Raw genomic sequence first — 24,395 nt, 5'->3', positions numbered from 1 at the left:
ATAACAGTCATCTGTCACCGTAGCTGCTTGTGCCCGTCCTTGAGGGCCATAAGGGTACACGAAATGAATAGAGGGGAGCCAAGGCTCCCCTCTCTCTATGTGGTGGCTGGTGGCGCAGGTAAGTGCACCCCCTGCTGCTTCATCATGACTCCGGGGGCCCCTTGGCCAGGCTGGATGGGCCACTGCCGGAGAGGTGCGGCTGCAAGTGGGTGCGGATCTCCTGCAGAGTACGCTGGTACTGCTGGGCATGTTGATCCAGAAACGCAGGGCTGTGCTTGAGGCGCCGCTCCAGGGTATCGACCAGCAGCGCTACCTTAGGGGCAGCCATGCCCGTCGGCCAGCTGTGTTGCAGCAGTTCCAGCAATTGCCAGGCATCGCCGGGCAGGGCAGGGAACTCCTCCAGCAACTGCAAGCCGGCCTGCAGAGCCAGTTGATAATCACCTTTTTGTATCCCCTGATGGCGGGTCTGGCGCAAGCTGGTCAGGCGCTGCTCCCGCGTCGTCAACCGTTGGCCCAGTTCCGTTAGCAGATGGTGAAACAGTTTACGGGTCAGTGGGTGGGGCGCGACACGGTCACGGTAGTGTGCCAGTTGGGCGAGATAACGCTGGGCATGATGGGGCAGGCCACAAAACTGACAGACGGCAAAGCCCAACAACAGGGTGAGATGGTTCTCGCTCGCCTGGTTGGGTTGATGGTGGGCGATCAGGATCAACGCCTCGTCGAAGCAGTAATCCAGTCCCTGCATCAGTGCTTGCAGCAGCTCGTACTCCTGGGGAGGCAGGTTCACTGTTCGCTGCAGGTGGGTCCACTCCTGTTTCAGGGAGCGGATCCGGTTGCTGGACGGTGCATGCCACAGTACCGCCAGCATGGCATTGATCATGAAGTGGTCGATGGCCAACCGGACGCGCAGCTCACTGAAATAGTGAAGATTCAGGGTGCTGGCTTGTTCCAGTACCTTCCTCTCGTCTTGCTGTAACAGTCCCAGAATCATGGCCAGCTGATGCCAGCGTGGTTGATGAGGGCGGACTTGCTGCAGCTGCACCATGGTCTCCCAGGCTGCCTGCCACTGATGTTGGTGCAGCTGGCTGGCGAGTTGCAGCTCCAGTCGGGTGGCGGTCGGCAATATGGCCTGATGACGCTGCAAGTCAGTTTCGGCACTCTGCAGTTTGCCCAATCCCAACATGGCGTAAAACAGTCCGACCCTTGGCCAGCTTGCCCGATACTCGTTGGCGCAGAGGGCATAATGCTGAGCGGCAGTGAGCTGTTCGCTGGATTGCAGCAGCAGGTAGCCCTTGAACCGATCCAGCCAGGGGGCAAGGGGGCGGTTGTCCCGTTGATAGAGCAGGTCTTCACAGAGTGCGGTCGCCAGTTTCCACTCCCGCAGCAGGGCCGGAGGGGCGAGGGTGTGGGTCATTTTGCTCAGTTGTGCCAACTGCTTGAGCACAGTCGTGAGCTCTCCTGCCATGAAGGGGAGTGGCAGATGGAGGGAGAAGTAGAGGTCCGAGGGGAGAAAATCCTGCTCGTTCTGGTCCGCATCCAGCAACAACAGGACGCAGGCGGGTTGCAGCAGGCCGAGGTAGTGTGCCTCATGCAGCAGGCGGGCGCCGTCATGGCCCAGTTTTCTATTTTGCTGGCAGACAATGGCATCGAATGGCTGTTGTTGCAGCAGGGTGAGCAGACCGCTGCGTTCCTGACCCGGATGGCTGTGGTGGTGGATCCGTTCAGCAGGAATACCCTGTTCGGTCAGTTCTCTGGTGATGGCGCTACGGAGCAGGGGATCCTCTTCGAGCAGCAGTATCGTCATGCACGCGTCCTTTCAATACTCCACGAGTAGATCAGATTAGACCCAAGAGGAACATGGCGACAACTCTGCGGAGGGAGGAAAAGTGACAGTAGTCAGCGCGGGAAGGGAGAGGGCACTATAGGTGGTTACCGGGAGCCATGTACCCCGGTGAGAAAGACGCACTCTGTTTGACGGATCAGGTGTGAACCACTCCCTAGTTTCCCTTGCCAGCTGACTTCGAGCTTGCCGAGGCGGCCCAGATGGCGCAGCTCGAACTCGTAGCGCTGGCAGAGGTTGTCCTGAGGCAGGCTCGCCATCCCCGCTGGCAGTCGGTATTGATAGCGCAGGAGTGGCCCATCTTCCAGCTTGCTGGCCACCGGCACCAGCCCCTCTGGGGTGGGCTGCGGCGCCCCGAGTGCGCGGCGCAAACTGAGCGGCGCATCGATCGCCTTTTGATAGTGCAGGCCGTTCATCGCCGCCAGCTCCTCTTCCAGCCGTTGCAACTCCCCTTCCAGTCCATTGAGCGCGGCCCCCAGCTGCTGGTGGGTCGTTGACGAGGCACAGCCACCCAGCAACAGGGTGGCAAGCAGCAGGGCGGCTCTGATGGGGGGCACGGCATCTCCTTGGCTATGACGATGAAGCGTGAAGGTCAGGTCGGTTGGCCCTGACTATAGCAGGGGATTGCTGGGGGGCGTCCCCTGCAGCAGTTGGGCCAGACGGGCCAGCCCCTCGCCGACCCGGGCGTCGGTGGCGGGTTGGCTCAGGCTCAGGCGCACCCCCTGCGGAGCGGCAAACTGACCGGCGGCGAAGTGTTCCCCGCTCGCCACGCCAACGTCAAGGGCGTCGGCGGCAGCGGCAAACTGCTGGCTGCGCCAAGGCTCAGGCAGCGGTAGCCAGGCGTGCATGCTGCCAGGCTGCCAGCGGGCGGCAGGCAGCAGGTGGCGCAGCAGTTCGCCACGGCGTTTGAGGATCTCCCGCTGCTGCTCGACCAGCGGCATGATCTGGCGCTGACTGACCATTTTGCAGGCGAGCTCGATCAGCAGCGGGCTCACCATCCAGCTCGACAGCCGCATGGTCTGGGCGAAGGCGCTGCGCAGGGCAGGGGGCGTCAGCACGAAGCCCACCCGCAGGCCGCCGCAGGCGATCTTGGCCAGACTGCCCAGATAGATGACCCGCTCCGGCGCCAGATTGACCAGAGGGATCACCGGTTGCTGGGGCAACAGGCCGTTGACGTCATCTTCGATGATCAGCAGATCGTGGTTACGGGCGATGGCGACGATTGCCTCCCGTCGCGCCAGACTCATAATGGCGGTGGTGGGGTTTTGCAGGGTCGGGGTGAGGTAGAGCAGCTTGGCCCGGCGGGTGCGGCAGGCGGTGTCCAGCGCCTCGGGCAGCAGCCCCTCCTCATCCATCGCGAGCCCCACCACCTGATTTTTCAGCTGGCGGGCATTGCCCAGCATACCGGGGTAGCTCAGCCCCTCGCACAGGATGGTTTCCCCCACGCAGCCGGTCGCCAGCAGCGCCAGCATGATGCCGTGCTGGGCGCCGTGGCTGAACAGCAGGCGATCCTCACTACAGGCCACCCCTTGCTCCGCCAGCCAGTTGACGAACTGCTGGCGCTGATCCGGTCGTCCCGCCTCCTTGTCGTAGCCGAGCAGGGCGTTGAGATCCCCGTCTGCCACTTCCCCCAGCATGGGGCGAATGATGGCCGCCCGATCCAGCTGTACCGGCAGGTTCTGCCACAGCTCGATGCGGTGCCCCTCCTCCTGGCGGATCACCCACTCATTGGCGGGATCCGTGTTCGCTCCCTTGACCCAGGTGCCGTGGCCCACCCGGGCGGCCAGCAGGCCGCGTCGCTCCGCCTCGCTGTAGGCGCGGGTGACGGTGCCGACGGTGACACCCAGACGATCCGCCAGGGATCTGTGGGTAGGCAATCGGGTCTGCGGTGGCAGCTCGCCATTCACGATCCCCTGTTCGATCGCTTTGACCAGCTTGAGGTAGAGGGGGCCATCGAAGGCCGCAAGGTCGGGCGTCCAGATTGTCATGGTGACAATAAATCCATTGATCCAAATTCATTGTCAATATAGCGTGAATTTCAACCTGATAACAACCAAATAGCACATATTGTATCGATACAATGTGGCAGGCAAGGAGTCACAATATGACGATGGAGTGGTATGTCACCCTGTTCGGTTTTGCCGTACTCACCTGCGGTACGCCGGGGCCCAACAACCTGATGCTGACGGCCTCCGGCGCCAACTTCGGGGTGCGTCGCACTCTGCCACATCTGCTCGGGGTGGGGCTGGGGCAGCCGGTGTTGCAACTGGTGCTGGCGCTGGGGCTTTATCCGCTGTTCGAGCGCTGGCCCCTGCTACGGCTCGGTTTGCAGATCTTCGGCAGCCTCTATCTGCTGTGGTTGGCGTGGCGTATCGCGGTGGCCGGGGCGCCGGGGGATCCGGCCCGTAGGGCCCGTCCGCTGACCATGCTGGAGGGGCTGGGCTTTCAGTTCCTAAACCCCAAGGCGTGGATGATGGGGATCTCCGCCATCAGTCTGTTCAGCCTGCCCGGCGCCAGTTACTGGTCGAGTCAGCTGGCGGTGATGGTCATGTTTGTGCTGGTGGCCCTGCCGGTCTGCTTTGTCTGGGTACTGTTCGGCCATCAGCTGAGCAACTGGATCAGCTCGGATCGGGGCTGGCGGCGACTCAACGGTTCTCTCGGTCTGCTGACGGCGCTCTGCGTGGTGATGCTCTGGTATTGAGCCGTGCTGCGCTGATGGGGGAGGTGGCCGAGAAAGAGGCATTTCTGACTTGTCGCCAAGGGGTTGGCTCTGCATATTAGAAGGCTTTCCCCATAACGGGGGCGTTGTATCGACAAGAGGTTGAGATGGATCTGAACTGGTTACTGCCCCTGGCGGGGTTTGCCCTGGTTACCTGCGGCACGCCGGGGCCCAACAATATGTTGCTCACCAGCGCCGGGGCGGCGCAGGGTTTTCGCCGCACGATTCCCCTGCTGGTTGGGGTGGTCGGGGGGATCAATCTGATGATCCTCGCTACCGCGCTGGGGCTTGGCGTGGTGTTCGAGAAGGTGCCGCTGCTGCACGACGGCCTCAAGCTTATCGGTTCGGCGTATCTGCTCTGGCTGGCGTGGAAGGTGGCGACCGCCAGCGGCCCGGCCGAGGGCAACCGGCCGCTCATTCCCGCCCATCAGGGGGCCATGCTGCAACTGCTCAACCCCAAGGCGTGGATGATGGCGCTCTCCGCCATCAGCGGTTTCACTCTGGCGGGGGAGGCTTACTGGCCCTCCGCGCTCTGGGTGTTGGTGATCTTCTTTATTACCGGCCTCTACACAGGGGCGTTCTGGGTGCTTTTTGGTGCCCAGGTGCGGCAAATCATTCGCACCGCCCAGGGTTGGCGGCGTTTCAATCTGGGCATGGGGCTGGCGACGGCCGCCTGTGTCGGGATGATCTGGATTTAGCCCGGGGTTGACCCGGGCCTTTACCGGCTGTCTTGTTGGCCCTGCGGGGCCTTTTTTATCTCGCCCGCGTGACCTTGCCTGCAAGGTTGCGTGGTTCTGCCCTCCCTTGGGATGAAAGGAGTTCATATGAAATGTATCGGTCTGCTGGGTGGCATGAGCTGGGAGTCCACCGTCAGTTATTATCAGGCGCTCAATCGCGGGGTGCGGGCACAGCTCGGTGGTTTGCACTCGGCGCGGGTGCTGCTCAATAGCGTCGACTTTGCCGGTATCGAGCGGTTGCAGCATGCCGGTGACTGGCCCGCTACCGCCCGTCAGCTGGCGGCGGAGGCGCGCAAGTTGCAGGATGGCGGCGCCGATTTCTTGCTGATCGGCACCAACACCATGCACAAGGTCGCCCCCGAGATTGAGGCGGCCATCGATATCCCGCTGCTCCATATCGCCGATGCTACCGCGGCCAAATTGCAGGCGGACGGGATAACCCGGGTCGGCCTGCTCGGCACTCGCTTCACCATGGAGCAGGATTTTTACAAGGGGCGCTTGCAGGAGCGCTTCGGGTTGGCGGTGCTGGTACCCGATGAGGCCGGGCGGGAGCGGGTACACAGGATCATCTATGACGAGCTCTGTCTGGGGGAGAGCCGTGAATCATCGCGGGCCGAGTATCTGGCGATTATCGAGGGGCTGGCGGCCGCGGGTGCCGAGGCGGTGATCCTCGGTTGTACCGAGATTGCCCTGCTGGTGGGGGATGCCCGGGCGGCGGTGCCGCTCTACGACACCACTGCCATCCATGCCGAAGCGGCGGTCGCGCTGGCACTGGCAGCTGATTAATAAACTGGTCAGATCTCACTATTCATGCTTGTCTCATACCCCTTGCCATAAAAGCGTGTAAAATTGCGCCCTGAATTTTCCCCGGCCAACGCGGGTTGGCTGCGGTTTCCTAGCATGCAAGGCTGACATTGTGACTGAAGTAGATAGATTCGCGGATATTCGCCCCTACCGCGATGAAGAAGTGCCGGCAGCCATCGAACGGCTGATCCAGGATGATGAATTTATCGGCGCCATCGCCAAGTATCGTTTCGGTTCCCTGATGAGCTGGCTGGGTTGGGCCATCCGCCCGATGATCCGCCTGTTCCTGCGCCGCAAATGGTCAAAAGTGACCACAGTGCATCAGGTCCAGATGGGGGTCACCCGGTACATGTCCCGCATGATCGCCACCTCCACCAAGGGGGTGACCTTCTCCGGGATCGAGCATCTTAAGAAAGAGCAGGGCTATCTGTTTGTCTCCAACCACAGAGACATCGCTATGGATCCGGCGTTCGTCAACTGGGGGCTGCACACCCACGGTTTCGATACCGTGCGCATCGCCATCGGTGACAACCTGCTGCGCAAACCCTGTGCCACCGAGCTGATGAAGCTCAACAAGAGCTTTATCGTCAAACGCTCCGCCAAGGGGCCGCGGGAGATGATGAAGGCGCTCGGCGAGCTGTCTGCCTATATTGGCAACTCGGTCCACGAAGGTCACTCCATCTGGATCGCACAGAAGGAAGGGCGCGCCAAGAATGGCGATGACAAGACAGATCCCGCCATCCTCAAGATGTTCTACGTTGACGGCAAGAAGCAGAAGATCGACTTCGTCGACTACATGCGCAGCCTCAATATCGTGCCGGTCAGCATCAGCTACGAGCTGGATCCGACCGACAAGGCGAAGGCGCGCGAGCTCTACGAGAAGTCGGTCAACGGCAGCTACGAGAAGGGCGAGTTCGAGGATATCGAGAGTATCGTCGCCGGTATCGTCGGCATGAAGGGGCGGGTACATGTCTCCTTCGGCGCGCCGATCACCGAGGGCTTCAGCGATCCGGATGAACTGGCCGCGCTGATCGACAAGGCGATCTGGAGCAGTTACCACCTGTTTCCCAGCAACTATCTGGCGGCCGATGTCTCCGGCAAGGCCAACACCATCGAACAGGCGGCCTTCCTGACCCGTCAGTCAGAGGTGCCGGAAGAGCACAAGGCGATCTGGCGTGCCATGTACGCCAAACCGGTGGAAAACGCCAAAAAGGCTTGAATGAAACCGGTTGTTAAACGGTTTTGCGAAAAAAACGGGCGCTGATGCGCCCGTTTTTGCGTCTGGTCAAAGTCGAGGGGGAAAGGGTGGTGAATAATATGGTTTCAGCTGGTACGATCACTATGAAAATGGGATTATGTCTCTTGGCAAGGTGCTGACGAGTGTGTAACAGTGCCCATATAGCTGAACATGAGCAAAAGCTCTAAACCGGTTTGCACGGATTGCAGACGGCATTATTGAAGGACCTGTCACAGGTCCTTTTTCATTGGCTGGCAAAGATGCCGCCCAGATATACCTAACAGGAAACAGACGCCATGATCACCGGTAGCCTGAACACCCTGCAGCGGACGCCGCTGCCCGCCCCGCTGGCCCGCATCATGGCCGAGGTGGTGAAGAGCGTGGCTCACTGGGGTGACGCTCCGCTCGGCAAGACCGAGATCGATGGCCTCAACCTGTTCTGTCTGGTGAGCGAGGAGCTGACCGAGCCAGCCGGGGATCGCCGTGGCGAATTTCATGAGCAGTATCTCGATATCCAGCTGCTGCTGTGCGGTGAAGAGTGGATAGGTGTGGGCCCCCACGACTATGTGAGCGACGGCGCCGACCATCCCCATCCCGACCTCTGGTTTGTCGATGACGAGCAGACCAGCTATCTGGCGCTGCAACCGGGCGATTTCGCCATCTTCTGGCCGGGCGAGCTGCACCGCCCGCTCTGTACCTTCAACCAGCCCGCCAAGGTGAAGAAGCTGGTGGTCAAGGTACATCGGGATCTGCTGGCTATCGCCTGAGCATTCCCATTGAGGCGAGCCCTGCGCAGCTGATGCGTTGAGACTCGCAAGCATTGAAACCAGTGATACGCACCACAAGTTGCGATCACTCTTTCAAGAGCAAGAATTGAAAAATTGGACGCACCCTCCTGCGACCATAAGCCCCCGGCAGGGGAATCCCATCCTCTTTTGGATGACACGACACTGTCGGCATAAAGCCGAAGCACAGGAAGATGTAGAAAATGAGCAAGTTGGTATTGATCCTTAACTGCGGTAGCTCTTCCCTGAAATTTGCCGTAATGGACGCCGAAACAGGTGAGGACATGCTGTCCGGCCTGGCCGAATGCTTCAATCTGGATGATGCACGTATCAAATGGAAACTCCACGGGGTGAAGGGCGAAGCCATGCTGGGAGCGGGTGCCGCTCACCAGGAGGCCCTCGACCATATCGTGGGTCACATCCTGCCGCAGGATCCGACTCTTGCCGAGCAACTGGTGGCCATCGGTCACCGAATCGTACACGGTGGCGAGCAGTTCTCCCGCTCCGTGCGTATCGATGACGGCGTGATCGCCGGTATCGAAGCCGCCATTCCGTTCGCTCCGCTGCACAACCCGGCGCACCTCATCGGTATTCGCGCCGCGCTGAAAGTGTTCCCGCAGCTGTCCGAGAAGAACGTGGCCGTGTTCGACACCGCCTTCCACCAGACCCTGCCGCAAGAGGCCTACCTCTATGCGCTGCCGCACAAGCTCTACCGCGAACACGGCATCCGTCGTTACGGTGCCCACGGTACTTCTCACCGCTACATCGCGGAAGAAGCGGCAAAAGAGCTGGGCAAGCCGTTGAATGAGCTGAACATCATCAACTGCCACCTGGGTAACGGTGCCTCTGTCTGCGCCATCAAGAACGGCGAATCCGTTGACACCTCCATGGGTCTGACTCCGCTGGAAGGTCTGGCGATGGGTACCCGCTCCGGTGATATCGATCCGGCCGTGGTCTTCTTCATGCACGACCAGCTCGGTTACAGCGTTGAGCAGATCAACCACACCCTGACCCGTGAGTCCGGTCTGCTGGGGATGACCGAAGTGAGCAGCGATTGCCGCTACGTCACCACCAACTACGCCACCGACGCCGGTGCCAAGCGCGCGCTGGATGTCTTCACCTACCGTGTGGCCAAGTATGTCGGTGCCTATGCCGCTGCGATGGACGGTCGTCTGGACGCCGTGGTTTTCACCGGCGGTATCGGTGAGAACGCCGCCATGGTGCGCGAGATGGTGCTGGCGCGTCTGGCTCTGTTCGGCTTCAAGGTGGACAAAGAGGCCAACAACGCCGCGGTACTGGGTGGCGAAGGTCGTATCACCACCGCCGACAGCCGTTGCGCCATGGTGATCCCGACCAACGAAGAGCTGGTCATCGCTCGCGATGCCCTGAGCCTGGTCTGCTAAGTCAGCCTCGCTTTGAAACAACGCCCGGCCTGTGCCGGGCGTTGTCATTTCTGGCGTACGCCGATTTGACATGGGGGAGGGGAGCGGTACCCTGACCACCACTGTTTTTGCAGCCAGCGGGCTGCTCGGTTCGGGAGAGAGCAATGAAAGAGGCGTTTTTTAACTGGTTGTCGGGCCTTGGGGTGGAAGTGACCAGCCTGATGGCGCTGGTGATCGCGCTGGGCTTTATCGTCATCACCTCGTTGCTGCTGCATATGGCGCTGCACCGGGTGCTGCTGGTCCGGCTGGTGGGGATCCTCGGCAAGGCCAAGCAGGTATGGTTGCCGCCCCAGCTGCAACAGCGCCTCTTCAACCGGCTCGCTTTCGTGTTGCAGGGGGCCGTGCTGCTCGGTCAGGCGGAGATCTGGCTACCCCGCCAATCGGATAGCCTCAAGCTTATCGAGATGGTGGCCCAGCTCTGGATTTTGCTGTTCCTGCTGCTGGCCTTCTTCGCCCTGCTCGACTGCCTGTTGTCGGTGAGCCGTTACACCCGCCTTGGCCGGGATTTGCCCCTGCGCGGCATCTTCCAGGGGGCCAAGTTGGTAGGCAGCATTCTGGTGGGCATCCTGATGATCGCCCTGCTGCTCGGCAAGTCGCCGCTGTTCCTGTTCAGCGGTCTGGGTGCCATGACCGCAGTGCTGATGCTGGTATTCAAGGACCCCATCCTCGGGCTGGTGGCGGGGATTCAGCTCTCCGCCAACCGGATGCTGAGCGTCGGTGACTGGCTGCAGATGGACAAGTATGGCGCCGATGGTGAGGTGACCGACATCGGGCTTACCACGGTCAAGGTGTCGAACTGGGACAAGACCATCACCACTATTCCCACCTATGCCCTGATCTCCGACTCTTTCAAGAACTGGCAGGGGATGACCGAGTCGGGCGGCCGCCGCATCAAGCGCAGCGTCAATATCGACATGACCAGTGTGCGTTTTCTGACGGCCGAGGAGCAGTTGCAGCTCAAGCAGGCGCAATTGTTGGCTCCCTATCTCAGTCGCAAGGAGCAGGAGTTGAGCGCTTACAACCAGCAGCTGAGCGATGCCCTGAGCTGCCCCATCAACGGCCGTCACCTCACTAACCTCGGCACCCTGCGCGCCTATCTTGATGCCTACCTGCGCGCCCACCCCGGCATTCGCAAGGACATGACCCTGATGGTGCGTCAGCTGGCGCCCACGTCAGACGGTCTGCCGCTGGAAATTTACTGCTTTACCGCGACCACGGTATGGGCCGATTACGAAGGGATCCAGGCCGATATTTTCGACCATATCTTCGCCATCATTGAGCAATTTCATCTGCGGTTGCATCAATCTCCCACAGGTTACGATATGCGTGCCTGGCAACGGGGATAAACAGGGAAACCGGGCGGGTCGGGGACGCGGAAAAAACCGCATATTAATCATCGACCCGTCGCCACTTGTCAGTTGAAATTTGCCGTGCAGAGGAGAAAAATGGCGGCCTTCTCTTCGCGCCCCTGATCCCCTCTTGATCAGCTGCCAGCCCAGAGACGTCACTTCAAGTCATCATCATGGGAAAGTTATGAAGCTCCTTCGCAATAGTGTGGCAACACTCTGCTACAGCCTGCTGCTGACCGCTGCGCCGGTTTTCGCTGTTGAATATGCTCTGCCTGCGGCCAACAGCCGTCTGGTAGGGGAAAATCTGGAATACGTGGTTCCGGCCGAAGAGAACGGCCAGCCGCTGGAGGCCATTGCGGCCAAATTCCAGCTGGGGCTGACCAACATGACCGAAGCCAACCCCGATGCGGATCCCCTGCTGGTACAGACCGGCGAGAAGCTGGTGATCCCCCAGCAACTGATCCTGCCGGATGCACCCCGTGAAGGGATCGTGCTGAACGTGGCCGAGATGCGCCTCTACTACTACTACCCCAAGGGTAAAAAAGTGGTGGAAGTGCTGCCCATCGGCATCGGCCAGCTCGGCACCGACACCCCGGAAAACTGGGTGACCAGCGTGCAGCGCAAGAAAGCGGGCCCGACCTGGACCCCGACCGCCAAGATGCATGCCGAATACGCCGCCCGTGGCGAGAGCCTGCCTGCGGTATGGCCTGCCGGCCCGGACAACCCTATGGGTCTGTTTGCCCTCTACATCGGCAAGATGTACGCCATCCACGGTACCAATGCCAACTTCGGCATCGGCCTGCGGGTGAGCCACGGTTGCGTGCGTCTGCGCAACGACGACATCGCCTACCTGTTCAAGCAGGTACCGGTCGGTACCCGCGTCCAGTTCGTCAACCAGCCGATCAAGGCCTCCCTCGAGCCCAACGGTGTCCGCTATCTGGAAGTGCATCAGCCGCTGTCGCGCAGCGAAGAGGAGTTCAACTCCAAGCTGCCGGCACCGCTGCCGATGACTCCGGCGGTGACCCGCTTCATTGCCCACGCCGACAGTGACTCCCAACTGGTGAAGCAGGCGCTGGAGCAGCGCAACGGCATGCCGATGGCGATCAACCGCTAAGGGCAAATCCCCGTCACGACAAAGGGCGAACAGCAAGCTGTTCGCCCTTTTTGTTTCTGCTGCGTTGACTCAGCTTCGCAGCAGATTTGCCTGCAGCTCGCTGCCGAGCTGATCGAGCAGCTGATAGCGCGCCTTGTAGCTGGCCCGCTTGCGGGAGGGGATCTCCTCCAATGTCTTGCGGGGCACCTCCAGCGGCAGGCTCATCCAGAGTTCATCCAGCACACAGCCCTGATGCTCCTGCCACAAGCCGTCGAGGTCGAACTTGACCCGATCGGCAGTGCGCTTGCTGCTCTGATAGACGTGGCTTTGGGTGCGGATCCCGAGCAGGCGCTTGCATGCCAGCCCCCGGGCCAGCTCGGCGGCCATATAGACCAGCAGGGACATGGGGCGCAGCCCGCCGCACGCCTTGGTGACCTGCTTGATCTCCTCGCTCTGCCCCTTGCCGCCCTGCAGCGAGCAGATCTCGAGGGTCGGGTTCGGCGCGGGGCGCAGATTGAGGGCCATGTAATAGAGGGCCGCGTCACCCAGCTTGAGGGTCAGGCTCATCTCCCCCTCTTTGCCCATGTGGGTTTGGTAATCCAGTTGCAGGGTCAGCGGTGCCGTCAGCTTGTCGCTCTGCCACTGTGCCAGCAGCAGGCCGCGCCCGCTGTAGATCGCCAGCTGTTGCGCCTTGGGCAGCTGGCGAGCCAGCTGCTGGTAGTGGCCGCTGATAAGCCCCGCTCGCAAGCGCTTGCGGAGCCCCTTGTGGCGATAGGGGTGGATCGGCTTTTCCAGAATATCGGGGAAGCGGCTGATCGCCTGCGCCAGCAGCGGTTGCTCCTGCTGCTGGCGATAGAGGGCACGGGCGCCGGGATTGAGCCAGAGACGCCCCACATACTTGGCCCGTCGGATGAGATGACCCGACTCCTCCACCGGGTGAAGGCGGCGGGCGAGGGTACGCAGGTGTGACAGATGAGATGACATGGTGCCGACCTCTGACTGGAGTGATGAGACAGGGCGGGGAGTGTAGGAGCGGGGCGCCGGCTTGTAAAAAATGGATAGTAACAAAATGTGAAAACATAACGCTCAATAGCCGCCGTTGCGACGATATGGCCGTCACGGCCACGGCAGGAAATCTGGCGCCATCCTCTTGATGCGGCAGATGATTTGATGCGCAAAGGTTTTTATTGTGTTTTGCGTTTGTTAAAAGTGGTTGAGCTGGCGCGAACGGCTGATTAAGCTAGGCCGGTTTTTTAGGGATGAGCCCGTCACCAGAGCGGGCAGAAAATGACACAAAACGGAGTTTTGCATGACAGCTAGCACACCCATGTTAATCACCTTCCTGGTGTATATCCTCGGAATGGTGTTGATCGGCTTCGTCGCCTATCGCGCCACCCGCAACTTTGATGACTACATTCTGGGCGGCCGCCGGATGGGGAGCTGGGTCACAGCTCTCTCTGCCGGCGCCTCCGACATGAGCGGCTGGTTGCTGATGGGCCTGCCCGGCGCCGTCTTCGTCAGCGGCATCTCCGAGAGCTGGATCGCCATCGGTCTGGTCATCGGCGCCTACCTCAACTGGCGCTGGGTAGCGGGTCGCCTGCGGGTACATACCGAGAAGAACCGCAATGCCCTGACCCTGCCGGACTACTTCACCTACCGCTTTGAAGATCACAGCAAGGTGCTGCGCATCCTCTCGGCGCTGGTGATCCTGCTCTTCTTCACCATCTACTGCGCCTCCGGCGTGGTGGCCGGTGCCCGCCTGTTCGAGAGCACCTTCGGCATGGATTACAACACCGCCCTCTGGGTTGGTGCGGCCGCCACCATCACCTACACCTTCTTCGGTGGTTTCCTCGCGGTGAGCTGGACCGATACGGTGCAGGCGACCCTGATGATCTTCGCCCTGATCCTGACCCCGGTCTTCGTCATCATCGCCGTCGGCGGGGTGGATAGCGCCATGATCGAGGTGGCCGCCAAGAGCGCCACCAACCTCGACATGTTCAAGAATCTGGATGTGATCGCCATTGTCTCGTTGATGGCCTGGGGTCTTGGCTACTTTGGTCAGCCCCACATTCTGGCCCGTTTCATGGCGGCGGATTCCCACCACTCCATGGCCAATGCCCGCCGTATCAGCATGACCTGGATGGTGTTCTGCCTCGCAGGCGCGGTGGCCATAGGCTTCTTCGGGCTGGCCTACTTCGCCCGCTTCCCGGAAGTGGCGGCTGGGGTGACCGGCAACCCGGAGCGGGTCTTTATCGAGCTCTCCAAGATCCTGTTCAACCCCTGGATCGCCGGTGTGCTGCTCTCCGCTATTCTGGCGGCGGTGATGAGCACTCTAAGTTGTCAATTACTGGTCTGCTCCAGCGCCATTACCGAGGATCTCTACAAGCCCTTCCTGCGCAAGAATGCCTCCCAGCTTGAGCTGGTGTGGGTGGGTCGCCTGATGGTGCTGCTGATCGCCGTGATTGCCATCGCCGTTGCCATGAATCCGGAAAACCGGGTGCTGGGGCTGGTGAGCTACGCCTGGGCCGGTTTCGGTGCCGCCTTTGGTCCCGTGGTGCTGCTCTCGGTGCTCTGGCCGAGAATGACCCGCAACGGCGCGCTGGCCGGCATGCTGGTCGGTGCTATCACAGTCATCGTCTGGAAGCAGTTCGGCTGGCTGGGGCTGTATGAGATCATTCCGGGCTTCCTGTTCGCACTGCTGGCCATCGTGGTGGGCAGTCTGCTGGGCGAAGCGCCCTCAAAAGCGATGCTGGAGCGTTTCCGCGATGCCGAGGAGGAGTACAACACCCCGGCCGAGAGCGCGGGAGAGCCGGTCGCGGTGAACTGATCCCCCTTACCGCTTTCTGATTGAGAGCCCCGCCCCCGGACAAGGAGCGCCCTGGTTGGCCATCCTTGCACCGGTTTGGCGGGGCTTTGTGCTATCTGATTCACTCTTGGGCACTTTTTTATGTTCGGCCAGTGGCTCCCGGGTGCTCGCTTTCTTTTGTCTTGGCACCGAATATGGGACACTAGGCCGCCTGAAGGAGACCTAGTGCATGCGGCTATTCACCCTGATCCTGATCCTCCTGCTGGGGGGACTGCAATATGACCTCTGGCTGGGGAAGAACGGGCTATCCGATTATCAGAACCTGTCGGAGGCCATCTCGCAGCAACAGCGGGACAACCAGACTCTCAAGGATCGTAACGACCTCATTTACCGCGAGATAGATGATCTCACCTCTGGCCTCGAGGCCATCGAGGAGTTGTCGCGCAACGATCTGGGTTACATCAAGCAGGGGGAGACCTTCTACCGGATCATCCCCAAAGAGAAAGACAAAGAGACAGCGCCGGACGATGAGCCCTACGATGACTGATGCCAGCCGGGTATCCGGCCTGACGGCGATCGTCCCTGCCGCCGGTATCGGCAGCCGGATGGGGGCCGATTGCCCCAAGCAGTACCTGCAACTGGCGGGTAAAACCATTCTCGAACATACCCTGGAGCGGCTGCTCTCCCACCCGGCTATCGCCCAGGTGATCGTGGCGCTGGCACCCCATGACCGCTGGTTCGAGGCCCTGCCCGTGGCGGCCGACCCGCGAATTGTGCGGGTAGAGGGAGGCGCCGAGCGCGCCTTTTCCGTCCTCAATGGTCTCCAGGTGGCGCAAGGGGAGTGGGTGCTGGTGCACGATGCGGCCCGCCCCTGTCTGACTCACGGCGATCTCGATGCGCTGATTGCCGCGGCCATGAACTGCGGCGGTGCCATTCTCGGCAGTCGGGTGCGCGATACCATGAAACGCTCCGATGGGGAGGGCAATATCATCGCCACCGTCGAGCGCGAGCAGCTCTGGCATGCCCTGACGCCACAGATGTTCCCGACCCGAGCCCTGAAACGGGCGCTCGAAGAGGGGCTGCTGCTGGGCGCCACCATCACCGACGAGGCCTCCGCCATGGAGCGGGCCGGATTCACGGTGCGGATGGTGGAGGGGCGCGCCGACAATATCAAAGTGACCCGGCCGGAAGATTTGTCGCTGGCGGGGCTGTTTTTAAGCCAGCAAGCATAAGCCTCTCAGTCAGAACAGACCGTTCAGAGCAGAGCGTCTCGAACAAACAGGCCCGAACAAGGAGTTAGCATGATCCGGATTGGACATGGTGTGGACGTACACAAAATTGATGGGGTTGGTTTCAGCATGTTGGGAGGTTGCCGCTGATGATGCGCATTGGTCATGGTTTTGATGTTCATAAATTTGGTGGTGTTGGCCCCTGCATGCTGGGTGGCGTGCCGGTTCCCTACGAGCGGGGGCTGGTTGCCCACTCTGACGGCGATGTGGTGCTGCACGCGGTGAGCGATGCCCTGCTGGGGGCCATCGGTGCCGGTGACATCGGTCGCCACTTCCCCGATACCGCTGCCGAGTTCAAGGGGATCGACAGCCGCATTCTGCTGCGGGATGTCTTTGCCCGGGTACAGCAGGCGGGGTATGCCATCGGCAACCTGGATGTGACCATCATCGCCCAAGCCCCCAAAATGGCCCCCCATATCGACGCCATGTGCGCCGTGCTGGCCGCCGATCTGCAATGTGATTTGAACCGGGTGAACGTCAAGGCGACCACCACCGAACAGCTTGGGTTTACGGGGCGCAAGGAAGGGATCGCCACCGAAGCCGTCGTCCTACTGGTGAAACAATAATGCTGGAACAACTTGCCTATCTGCACGGGGCGCCCACCGCCCGCGGTATCCTCAAGGCCGAGGCCGCCGACTTCGTGGTCAATGAAGATCTCGGCTTCGAGCCTTGCGGGGAAGGGGAGCATATCTTCGTCCGGGTGCGCAAAACCGGCGAGAACACCGCCTGGGTGGCGGGTCTGCTGGCCGATGCGGCCGGTGTCAACCGCAATGCGGTGACCTGGGCGGGCCTGAAGGATCGCCACGCGGTGACCGAGCAGTGGTTCGGCATTCACCTGCCGGGCAAGGCCGAACCGGACTTGTCGGTTATCGAGAGCGACAGCATCCAGATCCTGCAAGCCAGGCGTCACAACCGCAAATTGCGGGTCGGCTACCTCAAGGGCAACCATTTCACCCTGCGTCTCACCGGTCTGGAACAGGCCGACGGGCTGGAAGCGCGCCTGCAGGCCATCGCCACTCAGGGCGTACCCAATTACTATGGTGAGCAGCGTTTTGGCCGCGATGGCAACAACCTGGAAGCGGCCAAGGCGATGTTTGCCGGCAAGCGGATCAAGGATCGCAACAAGCGCTCCCTCTACCTCTCTGCCGCCCGCAGCATGCTGTTCAACGCCATCGTCAGCGCCCGTATCGAGCAGGGGCTGGCTCATCAGCTGCTGGCCGGTGATTGCGTGATGCTCAAGGGCAGCCACTCCATCTTCAGCGAAGAGAGCGTGACCCCCGAGCTGGAAGCGCGTCTTGCCTCCGGCGACGTGCAGCTTACTGCGCCCCAGTGGGGCCGTGGCCGTCTGGCCAGTCAGGGCGCCGCTGCCGAGTTCGAACAGGGCGTGCTGGCTCCTTACAGCGATTGGTGTGACGGGCTGGAGAAAGCCGGGCTGGAGCAGGATCGCCGCCCGCTGCTGCTCAAGCCGGAGCAGATGAGCTGGCAGCTGGACGGCGAGGCGCTGACCCTCTCCTTCTTCCTGCCGGCGGGCGCGTTTGCCACCAGCGTGGTGCGCGAGTTAATGCAGGCCGAAGAGGCCGATCACGGTTTCAGGAATCAGACCGATGCGAATTCTGGTCAGTAATGATGATGGTGTGCATGCCGAGGGCATTCGTGCCCTCAGCGAGGCGCTGCGCGCCTGCGGCGAGGTCATTGTGGTGGCACCGGATCGCAACCGCAGCGGCGCGAGTCACTCCCTGACGCTGGAAGTACCGCTGCGGGTTACCCGCATTGCAGAAAACGGCTTTAATGGGTGCGAGAGCTATGCGGTGAAGGGGACGCCGACCGACTGCGTGCATCTGGCGGTCAACGAGCTGGTGCGCCCTGAACCCGACATGGTGGTGGCCGGTATCAACCACGGTGCCAACCTGGGGGATGATGTCATCTATTCGGGCACGGTCGCCGCGGCCACCGAGGGGCGCCATCTTGGCTACCCTTCCATCGCCATCTCGCTGGTGGGCAAGACCCACTTCGCCACTGCGGCCCACTATGCGGCCCTGCTGGTGAAAGGGTTGATGAAGCACCCCCTGCCTGCCGATCAGATCCTCAACGTCAACGTGCCGGACTTGCCCCTCGAGCAGATCAAGGGGATCAAGACCACCCGCCTTGGCAATCGCCACCGGGCGGAGTCGGTGATCTGCACCGAGGATCCCCGTGGCCAGCCCATCTACTGGATCGGCCCCCCCGGTAGCCAGCAGGATGCCGGTGAAGGCACCGATTTTGCTGCCATCGAGCAGGGCTATGTCTCGATTACCCCCCTGACCATCGATATGACTGCCTATGACAGTCTCGCCGGTCTGGGGGCCTGGTTAGATCTGCAGGGATGAGGGTGGTGTGATAGTACAGCGCCTGTTAAATCAGCTCATTGCGCAGGATATTCGCGATTTTCGCGTGCTGGCGACCATCGCGAAAGTGCCGCGCCAGCTGTTCGTGGACGAGGCCATGGCGCACAAGGCGTGGGATAACACCGCCCTGCCCATTGGCCACGGCCAGACCATTTCGCAGCCCTATATGGTGGCGCGAATGACCGAGTTGCTGATGCAAAACAATCCGGCCCATGTGCTGGAGATTGGCACTGGCTCGGGCTACCAGACGGCGATCCTCGCCCATCTGGTGGAGCATGTGTATACCGTGGAGCGGATCAAGTCGCTGCAGTTCCAGGCCAGACGCCGACTGCGCCAGCTCGATCTGCACAATGTCTCGGCCAAGCACGGCAACGGCTGGCTGGGGTGGCCCAATAAGGGGCCTTATGATGCCATTCTGGTGACGGCCGCGGCGAGCGAGATCCCGACGGCACTCACCGATCAGCTGGCCGAAGGGGGCCGACTGGTGTTGCCCGTGGGTGACAGCCAGCAGACCCTGCAACTGATCGAACGATCCGGATCCCAGCTGACCAGCCGTATTCTGGAGCCGGTACGATTTGTTCCCCTGATTGACGGAGATGTTGAGTGAAGTTGTTTTCCCGTTTGTACGTACTGGTGATGCAGTGGGCTCGCCACAAGCATGCCCCCTGGTATCTCTCCATCACCGCTTTCATCGAGTCGGTATTCTGGCCCATCCCGGTGGACGTGATGCTGGCACCGATGGCGCTCGCTAAGCCAAACAAGGCGTGGCACTACGCCACGCTGGCCACCCTCTTCTCTGTGCTGGGCGCCCTGTTTGGCTATGCCCTTGGCTATGCGCTGTGGGATCCGGTCGTGCTGCCACTGGTGGAGTCTGTGGGCTATCAGGACAAGATCGAGATTGCTCGCAACTGGTTTGAGCAGTGGGGGATCTGGGTCATTTTCATTGCCAGCTTCACCCCTATCCCCTACAAGGTGTTTACCGTGACGGCAGGGTTGTTGCAAATGGCTCTGCTGCCCTTCATCATCACCTCCCTCATCGGTCGTGGCATGCGCTTTTTCCTGGTTGCGGGCCTGATGCGTTGGGGTGGCGAGAAGATGGAACGCAAACTGATGCACTACGTAGATGTGCTCGGTTGGCTCTGTATTGGTCTGGCCGTGGTGGCCTATTTCTGGTTTAGTCGTTAAGGATCCATTATGCGTTCGCGTATTTGGCAAGGAAGCAGTGTCGTGGTGTTGTCATGGCTGCTGCTTGCCTGCTCCTCCAGTAAAAATGCAGCTCCGGTAGATGGTGTTGATGAGGGGCAGTTTGTCTCGACCATTCCGGCTCGCCAAAGCGGTGCCCAGGTCAGCGCCCCCATTCAGGGCGGCAGCTATGTGGTGAAACGGGGCGATACCCTCTACTCCATCGCCTTCAACTCCGGCAACGACGTGCCGTCGCTGGCCAGCCTCAACAACATCAGCCCGCCCTACAACATCTATCCGGGGCAGCGACTGCGACTCGATGGTTCCAGCGCCAGTGTTGGCAGCAGCCGCAGTGCCGGTACCTATGAGGTGCGCCGCGGCGATACCCTGAGCAGCATCGGCCGCCAGTTCGGCATGACGCCGCAGGCGCTGGCCCAGAGCAATAACCTGAGCGCCCCCTATGCGCTGCAACCGGGTCAGGTGCTCAATGTCCAGACCGCAGGCGGCGGTTCGACCCAGATGGTGGCTGCGACTCGTCCGGCAACCGTGACGCCGGTGGCCGTGAGCCGTCCGAGCAGCGGTCCGCGTCCGTTGGCCGAGCCGAGTGGATCTGGTCAGACCACGCCGTTCATCTCTCAGAAATCCGTTGCTCCGGCAGCACCGAAGGAATACGCTCAGTCCAAAGAACAAAAAATAAACAACTCCCAGTCGAGACTTGCTTGGCACTGGCCCGCAAAAGGCCGGATTGTCGAGGGGTTCTCTGTTGCAGAACAGGGTAACAAAGGGATCGACATAGCCGGCCAGAAGGGGCAACCCGTCTACGCCGCCAGCAGCGGTAAAGTGGTATACGCTGGCAGTGCTTTAAGGGGGTACGGCAAGCTGATTATCCTCAAGCATGATGATGACTATCTCTCCGCTTACGCACACAACGACGAGTTGCGGGTGAAGGAAGGGGACAGCGTCAAGGGGGGCTCGGTCATTGCCAACATGGGTAGCACGGACGCGCCGGATGTGCGATTGCATTTCGAGATCCGGTACAGAGGCAAGTCGATCAATCCGATGAGCTATTTGCCAAAGCGTTAACCCCAGAGAGACCGTCTTACTCTGGTAACGTCAGGGAGACACACCATGAGCCAAGAACAACTGGTAATGCAGGATGCAGAGTTAGAGTTTGACGCTGAACCCGAATCTCATGAAGTAGAAGAGTTGCAGGAGGTAGCCGCCGAGGCGGACGAGACTATCTCTGATGAGTTGCTGGCACCTGAGCTGAACAAGGTGATGGATGCCACGCAACTCTATCTGGGGGAGATAGGTTTCTCCCCGCTGCTCACTGCCGAAGAGGAAGTCTACTACGCCCGTCGTGCCTTGCGAGGTGACAAAGCCGCCCGCAAGCGCATGATCGAGTCCAACCTGCGACTGGTGGTGAAAATCGCCCGCCGTTACAACAACCGCGGCCTGGTGCTGCTGGATCTCATCGAAGAGGGCAACCTCGGTCTTATCCGCGCTGTCGAGAAGTTTGACCCCGAGCGCGGCTTCCGTTTCTCCACCTATGCTACCTGGTGGATCCGCCAGACCATCGAGCGGGCCATCATGAACCAGACCCGCACCATCCGTCTGCCCATTCATGTGGTCAAGGAGTTAAACGTTTACCTACGCACCGCGCGCGAACTCTCTCACCGTCTCGATCATGAACCGACCGCCGAGGATATCGCCTTCGCGCTGGATCGTTCGGTGGATGACGTGAACCGCATGCTCAAGCTCAACGAGAAGATCACCTCGGTGGATACCCCCATCGGTGGCGATCGCGACAAGGCGCTGCTGGATGTGCTCTCCGACGAGCGCGGCATGGGGCCTGAGCTGGAGTCTCAGGAAGATGATATGCGCAGCAGCATTGTCCACTGGCTGGAGGAGCTTAACCCCAAACAGCGGGAAGTGCTGGCACGCCGGTTTGGTCTGCTGGGTTACGAGCCGGCCACCCTCGAGGATGTGGGGGCCGAGATTGGCCTGACCCGCGAGCGGGTACGCCAGATCCAGGTGGAGGGGCTGCGCCGTCTGCGGGAGATCCTGCTGAGCCAGGGGCTCTCCATCGAGGCGCTATTTCGTACCAATTAAGCATCCGCACCAATTAAGTCTGCACCAGCTGATCAGCGCATCAGCCAGATAGCACGAGGGGAGCAATCGCTCCCCTCGTTTTTTATTGCCTGTCGTCTGGTGATGGCTTTGCGGTTATACCAGCTCGGCCAGCATGGTGTCGGCGTAGGGCACCAGCGCTTCGCCCTTCTTCACCTTGGTGAGGTAGTCCGGGTTGGCGATAAGCGGACGGCCGATAGCCACCAGATCGAAGCGGTTAGCCTCGATGGCCGCTGCGGCGCGCTCGGCGTCGTAGTTGCCCACCCCGACCAGATTGCCCTTGTAGTGGGCGCGCAGATAGTCGGAGGCGCGGCCACCCAGATAATCGAAGGTGAGGTTGTCATCAAAGATGCCGAGGTGGATATAGGCCAGCGGGCGATCGTTGAGCTTGCCCAGCAGATAGTCGAACACGGCGCGATCTTCCGGGCTGCCCGCCAGATGGACATAGGCACCAGGGGAGAGACGAATGCCAACCCGATCACCACCGATGCGGGCGCTGATGGCATCGACCACTTCCAGCGCGAAGCGGCTCATCTTTTCCGGGCTGCCACCGTAGTTGTCGGTGCGCAGGTTGGTGGAGTGGTGCAGGAACTGGTCGATCAGGTAGCCGTTGGCACCGTGGATCTCTACCCCGTCAAAGCCCGCCTCGATGGCGTTGGCAGCGGCCTGGGCGTAATCCAGCACCAGCTGGGCGATTTCCGCCTCGGTCAGGGCACGCGGCACCTGATAGGTCAGCTCGCGCATGCGGGGCACAGTGCCCTCGTGCGCCACGGCAGAGGGGGCCAACACTTCAGCCTGATGGAAGAAGGGGTGGGAGAGGCGGCCGACGTGCCACAGCTGGGCGAAGATCTTGCCGCCCTTGGCGTGTACGGCGCTGGTCACTTTCTTCCAGCCATCGATCTGCGCCTGGGTGAAGAGGCCCGGGGTATTGGGGTAGCCCTGCGCGTCGGGGCGGATGATGACGGCCTCGGAAACAATCAGGCCGATGTCGGCGCGGCGGCCGTAATAGGCAGCCATCTGCTCGGTCGGCACCAGACCTGGGCCTGCCATGCAGCGGGTGAGCGGGGCCATCATGAAACGGTTGGCCAGGGTCAGAGTGTCATTGAGTCGATACGGCTGAAACAGGGTATTCATGATAGGTTGTCCTGAACGGGTTATTCTTGAACGTGCATTCAAGACGTTTTTTACGTCGGGCGCAAGCTTTTTTTGAATGAGCGTTCAAGAAGGTTGGCCCGAGCAGGCGGCTGGGGTAAACTTGCCGCCCTTTCCAGCCACTCTTTATCGGCGGGCCCTGTTGCCCCTTGCCGGTGAACCATTTCCCACGGGAGGAACCATGCGCATAGCCGAGTTTGATCGGGACGAGGTACTGCGAAATGCCATGGAAGCGTTTCGCGCCAAGGGATATGCCAAGACCACCATGCAGGAGCTGGTGGCCGCCACAGGCCTCCATCCGGGCAGCATTTACGGCGCCTTTGGCAACAAGCGAGGCCTGCTGCTGGCGGCGGTGGATCATTATGTCGAGGGCAAACGCACCCTGCGCCGCTCCCTGCTCGACAACCCGAGCCCGCTGGCGGGCCTTGCGGCCTATCTCGACCGGATTGTGGGGGAGGCGCTCTGCGGCTCCTGTCTGGTGACTCGCACCATGATGGAGCTGAGCGAGCAGGATGAGGAGCTGACCCAGCGGGTCAAGGGGATCTATGGCGAGCTGGAGCAGGATCTGGCCGAGTTGCTGACGCAGGCGCAGGCCAAGGGCGAGCTGGCCCCGGATAGCAATATCCACACCCTCACCGCCCTGCTGCTGATCAACCTGCAGGGTCTTATTACCTTCGCCCAGTGCCGCCCCGATCGCCCCCTGCTCGACGATGTAGTCGCCCAGCTGATGCGGGCCCTGCGGGCGTAAGTTAGGTTTCCCCTTCTCCGTTTTTGCTTTTTGAATTGAGGGGAAGGGGTCAATCGGATTGACGTAATGAGAACAGGATAAAATCCAGCACGGAGTTGAGCCTGCCCAGTACATCGTTATTCCACACTCGTATCACCCGAAATCCCTGCTGATTGAGATAGGCTGTCCGAGCCTCATCATGCATCTGGTTCGCTAGTGTTCCATGTTGCGAACCATCCACTTCGATGATCAATCCCTGTTCAAGGCTGATGAAATCCACCACATAGGGGCCGATGGGCATTTGGCGGCGAAATTTCACTCCCGCCAGACGGCGATTGCGCAAGTGTTGCCACAGTTTCTGCTCTGCCAGCGTGGCATCACGTCTCAGTCGTTTGGCAAAGCGGTTGCTTTCCATAAAGGGCTCCAGTTCTGTTTGGCCCTATAGATATAGCCAGCTTCCTTTGTGTTTACCGGTTGGATATTGCGTCCCCTCACCCTAGCCCTCTCCCAAAGGGAGAGGGAACAGATCTAGGTGCTGTCAGGATTTGTTGACCCCAACCGAGCTATCGTTGTGTTTGGTAATGATGAGCTGATGAGCTGATGAGCTGATGAGCTGATGAGCTGATGAGCTGATGAGTGGATGGGCATTGCCCTGCTAGTTGGTTACCCGTGATGTTGCCGATTGTACTGGATCAGCTCCCTTCTCCCCTTGCGGGAGA

Annotated in this window: 25 protein-coding genes; 19 read left to right on the top strand and 6 right to left on the bottom strand. The window is 60.8% G+C overall.

The window, feature by feature from the left end; all coding sequences use genetic code 11:
• Nucleotides 1–142: 142 nt before the first annotated feature.
• From G5179_RS09805 to G5179_RS09795, 3 genes are all read right to left on the bottom strand, one after another.
• Complete coding sequence (locus G5179_RS09805; protein WP_216952011.1) at nt 143–1,804, bottom strand: hypothetical protein; 1,662 nt, start codon at nt 1,802–1,804, stop codon at nt 143–145.
• A 125-nt stretch (nt 1,805–1,929) separates the two neighbouring features.
• Nucleotides 1,930–2,397: a hypothetical protein gene (locus tag G5179_RS09800; protein WP_421258313.1), complete on the bottom strand. Its 468-nt coding sequence runs from the start codon at nt 2,395–2,397 to the stop codon at nt 1,930–1,932.
• A 54-nt stretch (nt 2,398–2,451) separates the two neighbouring features.
• The gene (locus G5179_RS09795) at nt 2,452–3,828 is read right to left on the bottom strand and encodes a PLP-dependent aminotransferase family protein (RefSeq protein WP_421258281.1); all 1,377 of its coding nucleotides are present in this window, start codon (nt 3,826–3,828) and stop codon (nt 2,452–2,454) included.
• 116 nt (nt 3,829–3,944) lie between these two features.
• Between G5179_RS09795 and G5179_RS09790 the strand changes: the two genes are divergently transcribed.
• The 8 genes from G5179_RS09790 (at nt 3,945) to G5179_RS09755 (ending at nt 12,027) form a co-directional block, all read left to right on the top strand.
• Nucleotides 3,945–4,541, top strand: a complete 597-nt coding sequence (locus tag G5179_RS09790) for a LysE family translocator (protein ID WP_005335536.1) — start codon at nt 3,945–3,947, stop codon at nt 4,539–4,541.
• 125 nt (nt 4,542–4,666) lie between these two features.
• On the top strand, nt 4,667–5,257 hold the full coding sequence (locus tag G5179_RS09785; protein ID WP_124928593.1) for a LysE family translocator: 591 nt from the start codon (nt 4,667–4,669) through the stop codon (nt 5,255–5,257).
• 126 nt (nt 5,258–5,383) lie between these two features.
• Entirely contained in the window at nt 5,384–6,082 is a 699-nt protein-coding gene (locus G5179_RS09780; protein ID WP_421209670.1) for an aspartate/glutamate racemase family protein, read from the top strand.
• Nucleotides 6,083–6,212: 130 nt separating this feature from the next.
• Nucleotides 6,213–7,319 carry a 1-acyl-sn-glycerol-3-phosphate acyltransferase gene (locus G5179_RS09775; protein WP_005362790.1) on the top strand — a complete coding sequence of 369 codons (1,107 nt, stop codon included), beginning with the start codon at nt 6,213–6,215 and terminating at the stop codon, nt 7,317–7,319.
• Between the two features lie 314 nt (nt 7,320–7,633).
• Entirely contained in the window at nt 7,634–8,104 is a 471-nt protein-coding gene (locus G5179_RS09770) for a YhcH/YjgK/YiaL family protein (protein WP_421258280.1), read from the top strand.
• A gap of 221 nt (nt 8,105–8,325) precedes the next feature.
• Nucleotides 8,326–9,525, top strand: a complete 1,200-nt coding sequence (locus G5179_RS09765) for an acetate kinase (RefSeq protein ID WP_107682697.1) — start codon at nt 8,326–8,328, stop codon at nt 9,523–9,525.
• 143 nt (nt 9,526–9,668) lie between these two features.
• On the top strand, nt 9,669–10,910 hold the full coding sequence (locus G5179_RS09760) for a mechanosensitive ion channel family protein (RefSeq protein WP_374996515.1): 1,242 nt from the start codon (nt 9,669–9,671) through the stop codon (nt 10,908–10,910).
• A gap of 187 nt (nt 10,911–11,097) precedes the next feature.
• Nucleotides 11,098–12,027, top strand: a complete 930-nt coding sequence (locus tag G5179_RS09755) for a L,D-transpeptidase family protein (protein WP_421258279.1) — start codon at nt 11,098–11,100, stop codon at nt 12,025–12,027.
• Between the two features lie 69 nt (nt 12,028–12,096).
• Here the strand turns inward: G5179_RS09755 and G5179_RS09750 are convergent, their stop codons facing one another.
• Nucleotides 12,097–12,990, bottom strand: a complete 894-nt coding sequence (locus tag G5179_RS09750) for a VirK/YbjX family protein (protein WP_236317195.1) — start codon at nt 12,988–12,990, stop codon at nt 12,097–12,099.
• A 325-nt stretch (nt 12,991–13,315) separates the two neighbouring features.
• Between G5179_RS09750 and putP the strand changes: the two genes are divergently transcribed.
• The 10 genes from putP to rpoS all read left to right on the top strand — a co-directional run bounded on the left by putP (nt 13,316) and on the right by rpoS (nt 21,779).
• Nucleotides 13,316–14,833, top strand: coding sequence for a sodium/proline symporter PutP (gene putP / locus G5179_RS09745; protein ID WP_421258278.1), 1,518 nt, complete (start codon nt 13,316–13,318; stop codon nt 14,831–14,833).
• Between the two features lie 208 nt (nt 14,834–15,041).
• The gene (gene ftsB / locus G5179_RS09740; protein WP_005335520.1) at nt 15,042–15,359 is read left to right on the top strand and encodes a cell division protein FtsB; all 318 of its coding nucleotides are present in this window, start codon (nt 15,042–15,044) and stop codon (nt 15,357–15,359) included.
• Nucleotides 15,352–16,044 (top strand): 2-C-methyl-D-erythritol 4-phosphate cytidylyltransferase, encoded by a 693-nt coding sequence (gene ispD / locus G5179_RS09735; protein WP_236353991.1) that lies wholly within the window; start codon nt 15,352–15,354, stop codon nt 16,042–16,044. The genes ftsB and ispD overlap by 8 nt, the downstream gene beginning before the upstream one ends.
• Nucleotides 16,045–16,190: 146 nt before the next feature.
• Nucleotides 16,191–16,667, top strand: coding sequence for a 2-C-methyl-D-erythritol 2,4-cyclodiphosphate synthase (gene ispF, locus G5179_RS09730; RefSeq protein WP_265343906.1), 477 nt, complete (start codon nt 16,191–16,193; stop codon nt 16,665–16,667).
• Entirely contained in the window at nt 16,667–17,725 is a 1,059-nt protein-coding gene (gene truD, locus G5179_RS09725) for a tRNA pseudouridine(13) synthase TruD (protein WP_040068370.1), read from the top strand. The genes ispF and truD overlap by 1 nt, the downstream gene beginning before the upstream one ends.
• Complete coding sequence (gene surE / locus G5179_RS09720) at nt 17,706–18,467, top strand: 5'/3'-nucleotidase SurE (protein WP_005335515.1); 762 nt, start codon at nt 17,706–17,708, stop codon at nt 18,465–18,467. Before truD ends, surE begins: the two co-directional genes overlap by 20 nt.
• A gap of 7 nt (nt 18,468–18,474) precedes the next feature.
• The gene (locus tag G5179_RS09715; RefSeq protein WP_005335507.1) at nt 18,475–19,092 is read left to right on the top strand and encodes a protein-L-isoaspartate(D-aspartate) O-methyltransferase; all 618 of its coding nucleotides are present in this window, start codon (nt 18,475–18,477) and stop codon (nt 19,090–19,092) included.
• Nucleotides 19,089–19,670, top strand: coding sequence for a YqaA family protein (locus tag G5179_RS09710; protein ID WP_047439434.1), 582 nt, complete (start codon nt 19,089–19,091; stop codon nt 19,668–19,670). Before G5179_RS09715 ends, G5179_RS09710 begins: the two co-directional genes overlap by 4 nt.
• Before the next feature lie 9 nt (nt 19,671–19,679).
• Complete coding sequence (locus tag G5179_RS09705) at nt 19,680–20,750, top strand: LysM peptidoglycan-binding domain-containing protein (protein WP_042081491.1); 1,071 nt, start codon at nt 19,680–19,682, stop codon at nt 20,748–20,750.
• A 45-nt stretch (nt 20,751–20,795) separates the two neighbouring features.
• Nucleotides 20,796–21,779 (top strand): RNA polymerase sigma factor RpoS, encoded by a 984-nt coding sequence (rpoS, locus tag G5179_RS09700; RefSeq protein WP_005335504.1) that lies wholly within the window; start codon nt 20,796–20,798, stop codon nt 21,777–21,779.
• 114 nt (nt 21,780–21,893) lie between these two features.
• Here the strand turns inward: rpoS and G5179_RS09695 are convergent, their stop codons facing one another.
• Complete coding sequence (locus G5179_RS09695; RefSeq protein WP_160881992.1) at nt 21,894–22,931, bottom strand: alkene reductase; 1,038 nt, start codon at nt 22,929–22,931, stop codon at nt 21,894–21,896.
• 199 nt (nt 22,932–23,130) lie between these two features.
• On the opposite strand from G5179_RS09695, the gene G5179_RS09690 reads away from it, so the two are divergent.
• Entirely contained in the window at nt 23,131–23,697 is a 567-nt protein-coding gene (locus tag G5179_RS09690; RefSeq protein ID WP_021229505.1) for a TetR/AcrR family transcriptional regulator, read from the top strand.
• A 49-nt stretch (nt 23,698–23,746) separates the two neighbouring features.
• Here G5179_RS09690 and G5179_RS09685 read toward each other — a convergent pair whose 3' ends face one another.
• Nucleotides 23,747–24,091 (bottom strand): endonuclease domain-containing protein, encoded by a 345-nt coding sequence (locus tag G5179_RS09685; RefSeq protein WP_139406923.1) that lies wholly within the window; start codon nt 24,089–24,091, stop codon nt 23,747–23,749.
• Nucleotides 24,092–24,395 lie beyond the last annotated feature (304 nt).

Origin of the sequence: Aeromonas sp. 600886, assembly GCF_049174935.1 — a bacterium.
Lineage (GTDB): Bacteria > Pseudomonadota > Gammaproteobacteria > Enterobacterales > Aeromonadaceae > Aeromonas > Aeromonas veronii_A.
This window is presented reverse-complemented; position numbering and strand designations above follow the sequence as displayed.

Excerpts from the sequence above, each read along its gene's own strand:
- G5179_RS09805 (WP_216952011.1), bottom strand. The coding sequence starts at position 1,804 with ATGACGATACTGCTGCTCGAAGAGGATCCCCTGCTCCGTAGCGCCATC.
- G5179_RS09795 (WP_421258281.1), bottom strand. The coding sequence starts at position 3,828 with ATGACAATCTGGACGCCCGACCTTGCGGCCTTCGATGGCCCCCTCTAC.
- G5179_RS09790 (WP_005335536.1), top strand. The coding sequence starts at position 3,945 with ATGACGATGGAGTGGTATGTCACCCTGTTCGGTTTTGCCGTACTCACC.
- G5179_RS09785 (WP_124928593.1), top strand. The coding sequence starts at position 4,667 with ATGGATCTGAACTGGTTACTGCCCCTGGCGGGGTTTGCCCTGGTTACC.
- G5179_RS09780 (WP_421209670.1), top strand. The coding sequence starts at position 5,384 with ATGAAATGTATCGGTCTGCTGGGTGGCATGAGCTGGGAGTCCACCGTC.
- G5179_RS09770 (WP_421258280.1), top strand. The coding sequence starts at position 7,634 with ATGATCACCGGTAGCCTGAACACCCTGCAGCGGACGCCGCTGCCCGCC.
- G5179_RS09765 (WP_107682697.1), top strand. The coding sequence starts at position 8,326 with ATGAGCAAGTTGGTATTGATCCTTAACTGCGGTAGCTCTTCCCTGAAA.
- G5179_RS09760 (WP_374996515.1), top strand. The coding sequence starts at position 9,669 with ATGAAAGAGGCGTTTTTTAACTGGTTGTCGGGCCTTGGGGTGGAAGTG.
- G5179_RS09755 (WP_421258279.1), top strand. The coding sequence starts at position 11,098 with ATGAAGCTCCTTCGCAATAGTGTGGCAACACTCTGCTACAGCCTGCTG.
- G5179_RS09750 (WP_236317195.1), bottom strand. The coding sequence starts at position 12,990 with ATGTCATCTCATCTGTCACACCTGCGTACCCTCGCCCGCCGCCTTCAC.
- putP (WP_421258278.1), top strand. The coding sequence starts at position 13,316 with ATGACAGCTAGCACACCCATGTTAATCACCTTCCTGGTGTATATCCTC.
- ftsB (WP_005335520.1), top strand. The coding sequence starts at position 15,042 with ATGCGGCTATTCACCCTGATCCTGATCCTCCTGCTGGGGGGACTGCAA.
- ispD (WP_236353991.1), top strand. The coding sequence starts at position 15,352 with ATGACTGATGCCAGCCGGGTATCCGGCCTGACGGCGATCGTCCCTGCC.
- ispF (WP_265343906.1), top strand. The coding sequence starts at position 16,191 with ATGATGCGCATTGGTCATGGTTTTGATGTTCATAAATTTGGTGGTGTT.
- truD (WP_040068370.1), top strand. The coding sequence starts at position 16,667 with ATGCTGGAACAACTTGCCTATCTGCACGGGGCGCCCACCGCCCGCGGT.
- surE (WP_005335515.1), top strand. The coding sequence starts at position 17,706 with ATGCGAATTCTGGTCAGTAATGATGATGGTGTGCATGCCGAGGGCATT.
- G5179_RS09705 (WP_042081491.1), top strand. The coding sequence starts at position 19,680 with ATGCGTTCGCGTATTTGGCAAGGAAGCAGTGTCGTGGTGTTGTCATGG.
- rpoS (WP_005335504.1), top strand. The coding sequence starts at position 20,796 with ATGAGCCAAGAACAACTGGTAATGCAGGATGCAGAGTTAGAGTTTGAC.
- G5179_RS09695 (WP_160881992.1), bottom strand. The coding sequence starts at position 22,931 with ATGAATACCCTGTTTCAGCCGTATCGACTCAATGACACTCTGACCCTG.
- G5179_RS09690 (WP_021229505.1), top strand. The coding sequence starts at position 23,131 with ATGCGCATAGCCGAGTTTGATCGGGACGAGGTACTGCGAAATGCCATG.
- G5179_RS09685 (WP_139406923.1), bottom strand. The coding sequence starts at position 24,091 with ATGGAAAGCAACCGCTTTGCCAAACGACTGAGACGTGATGCCACGCTG.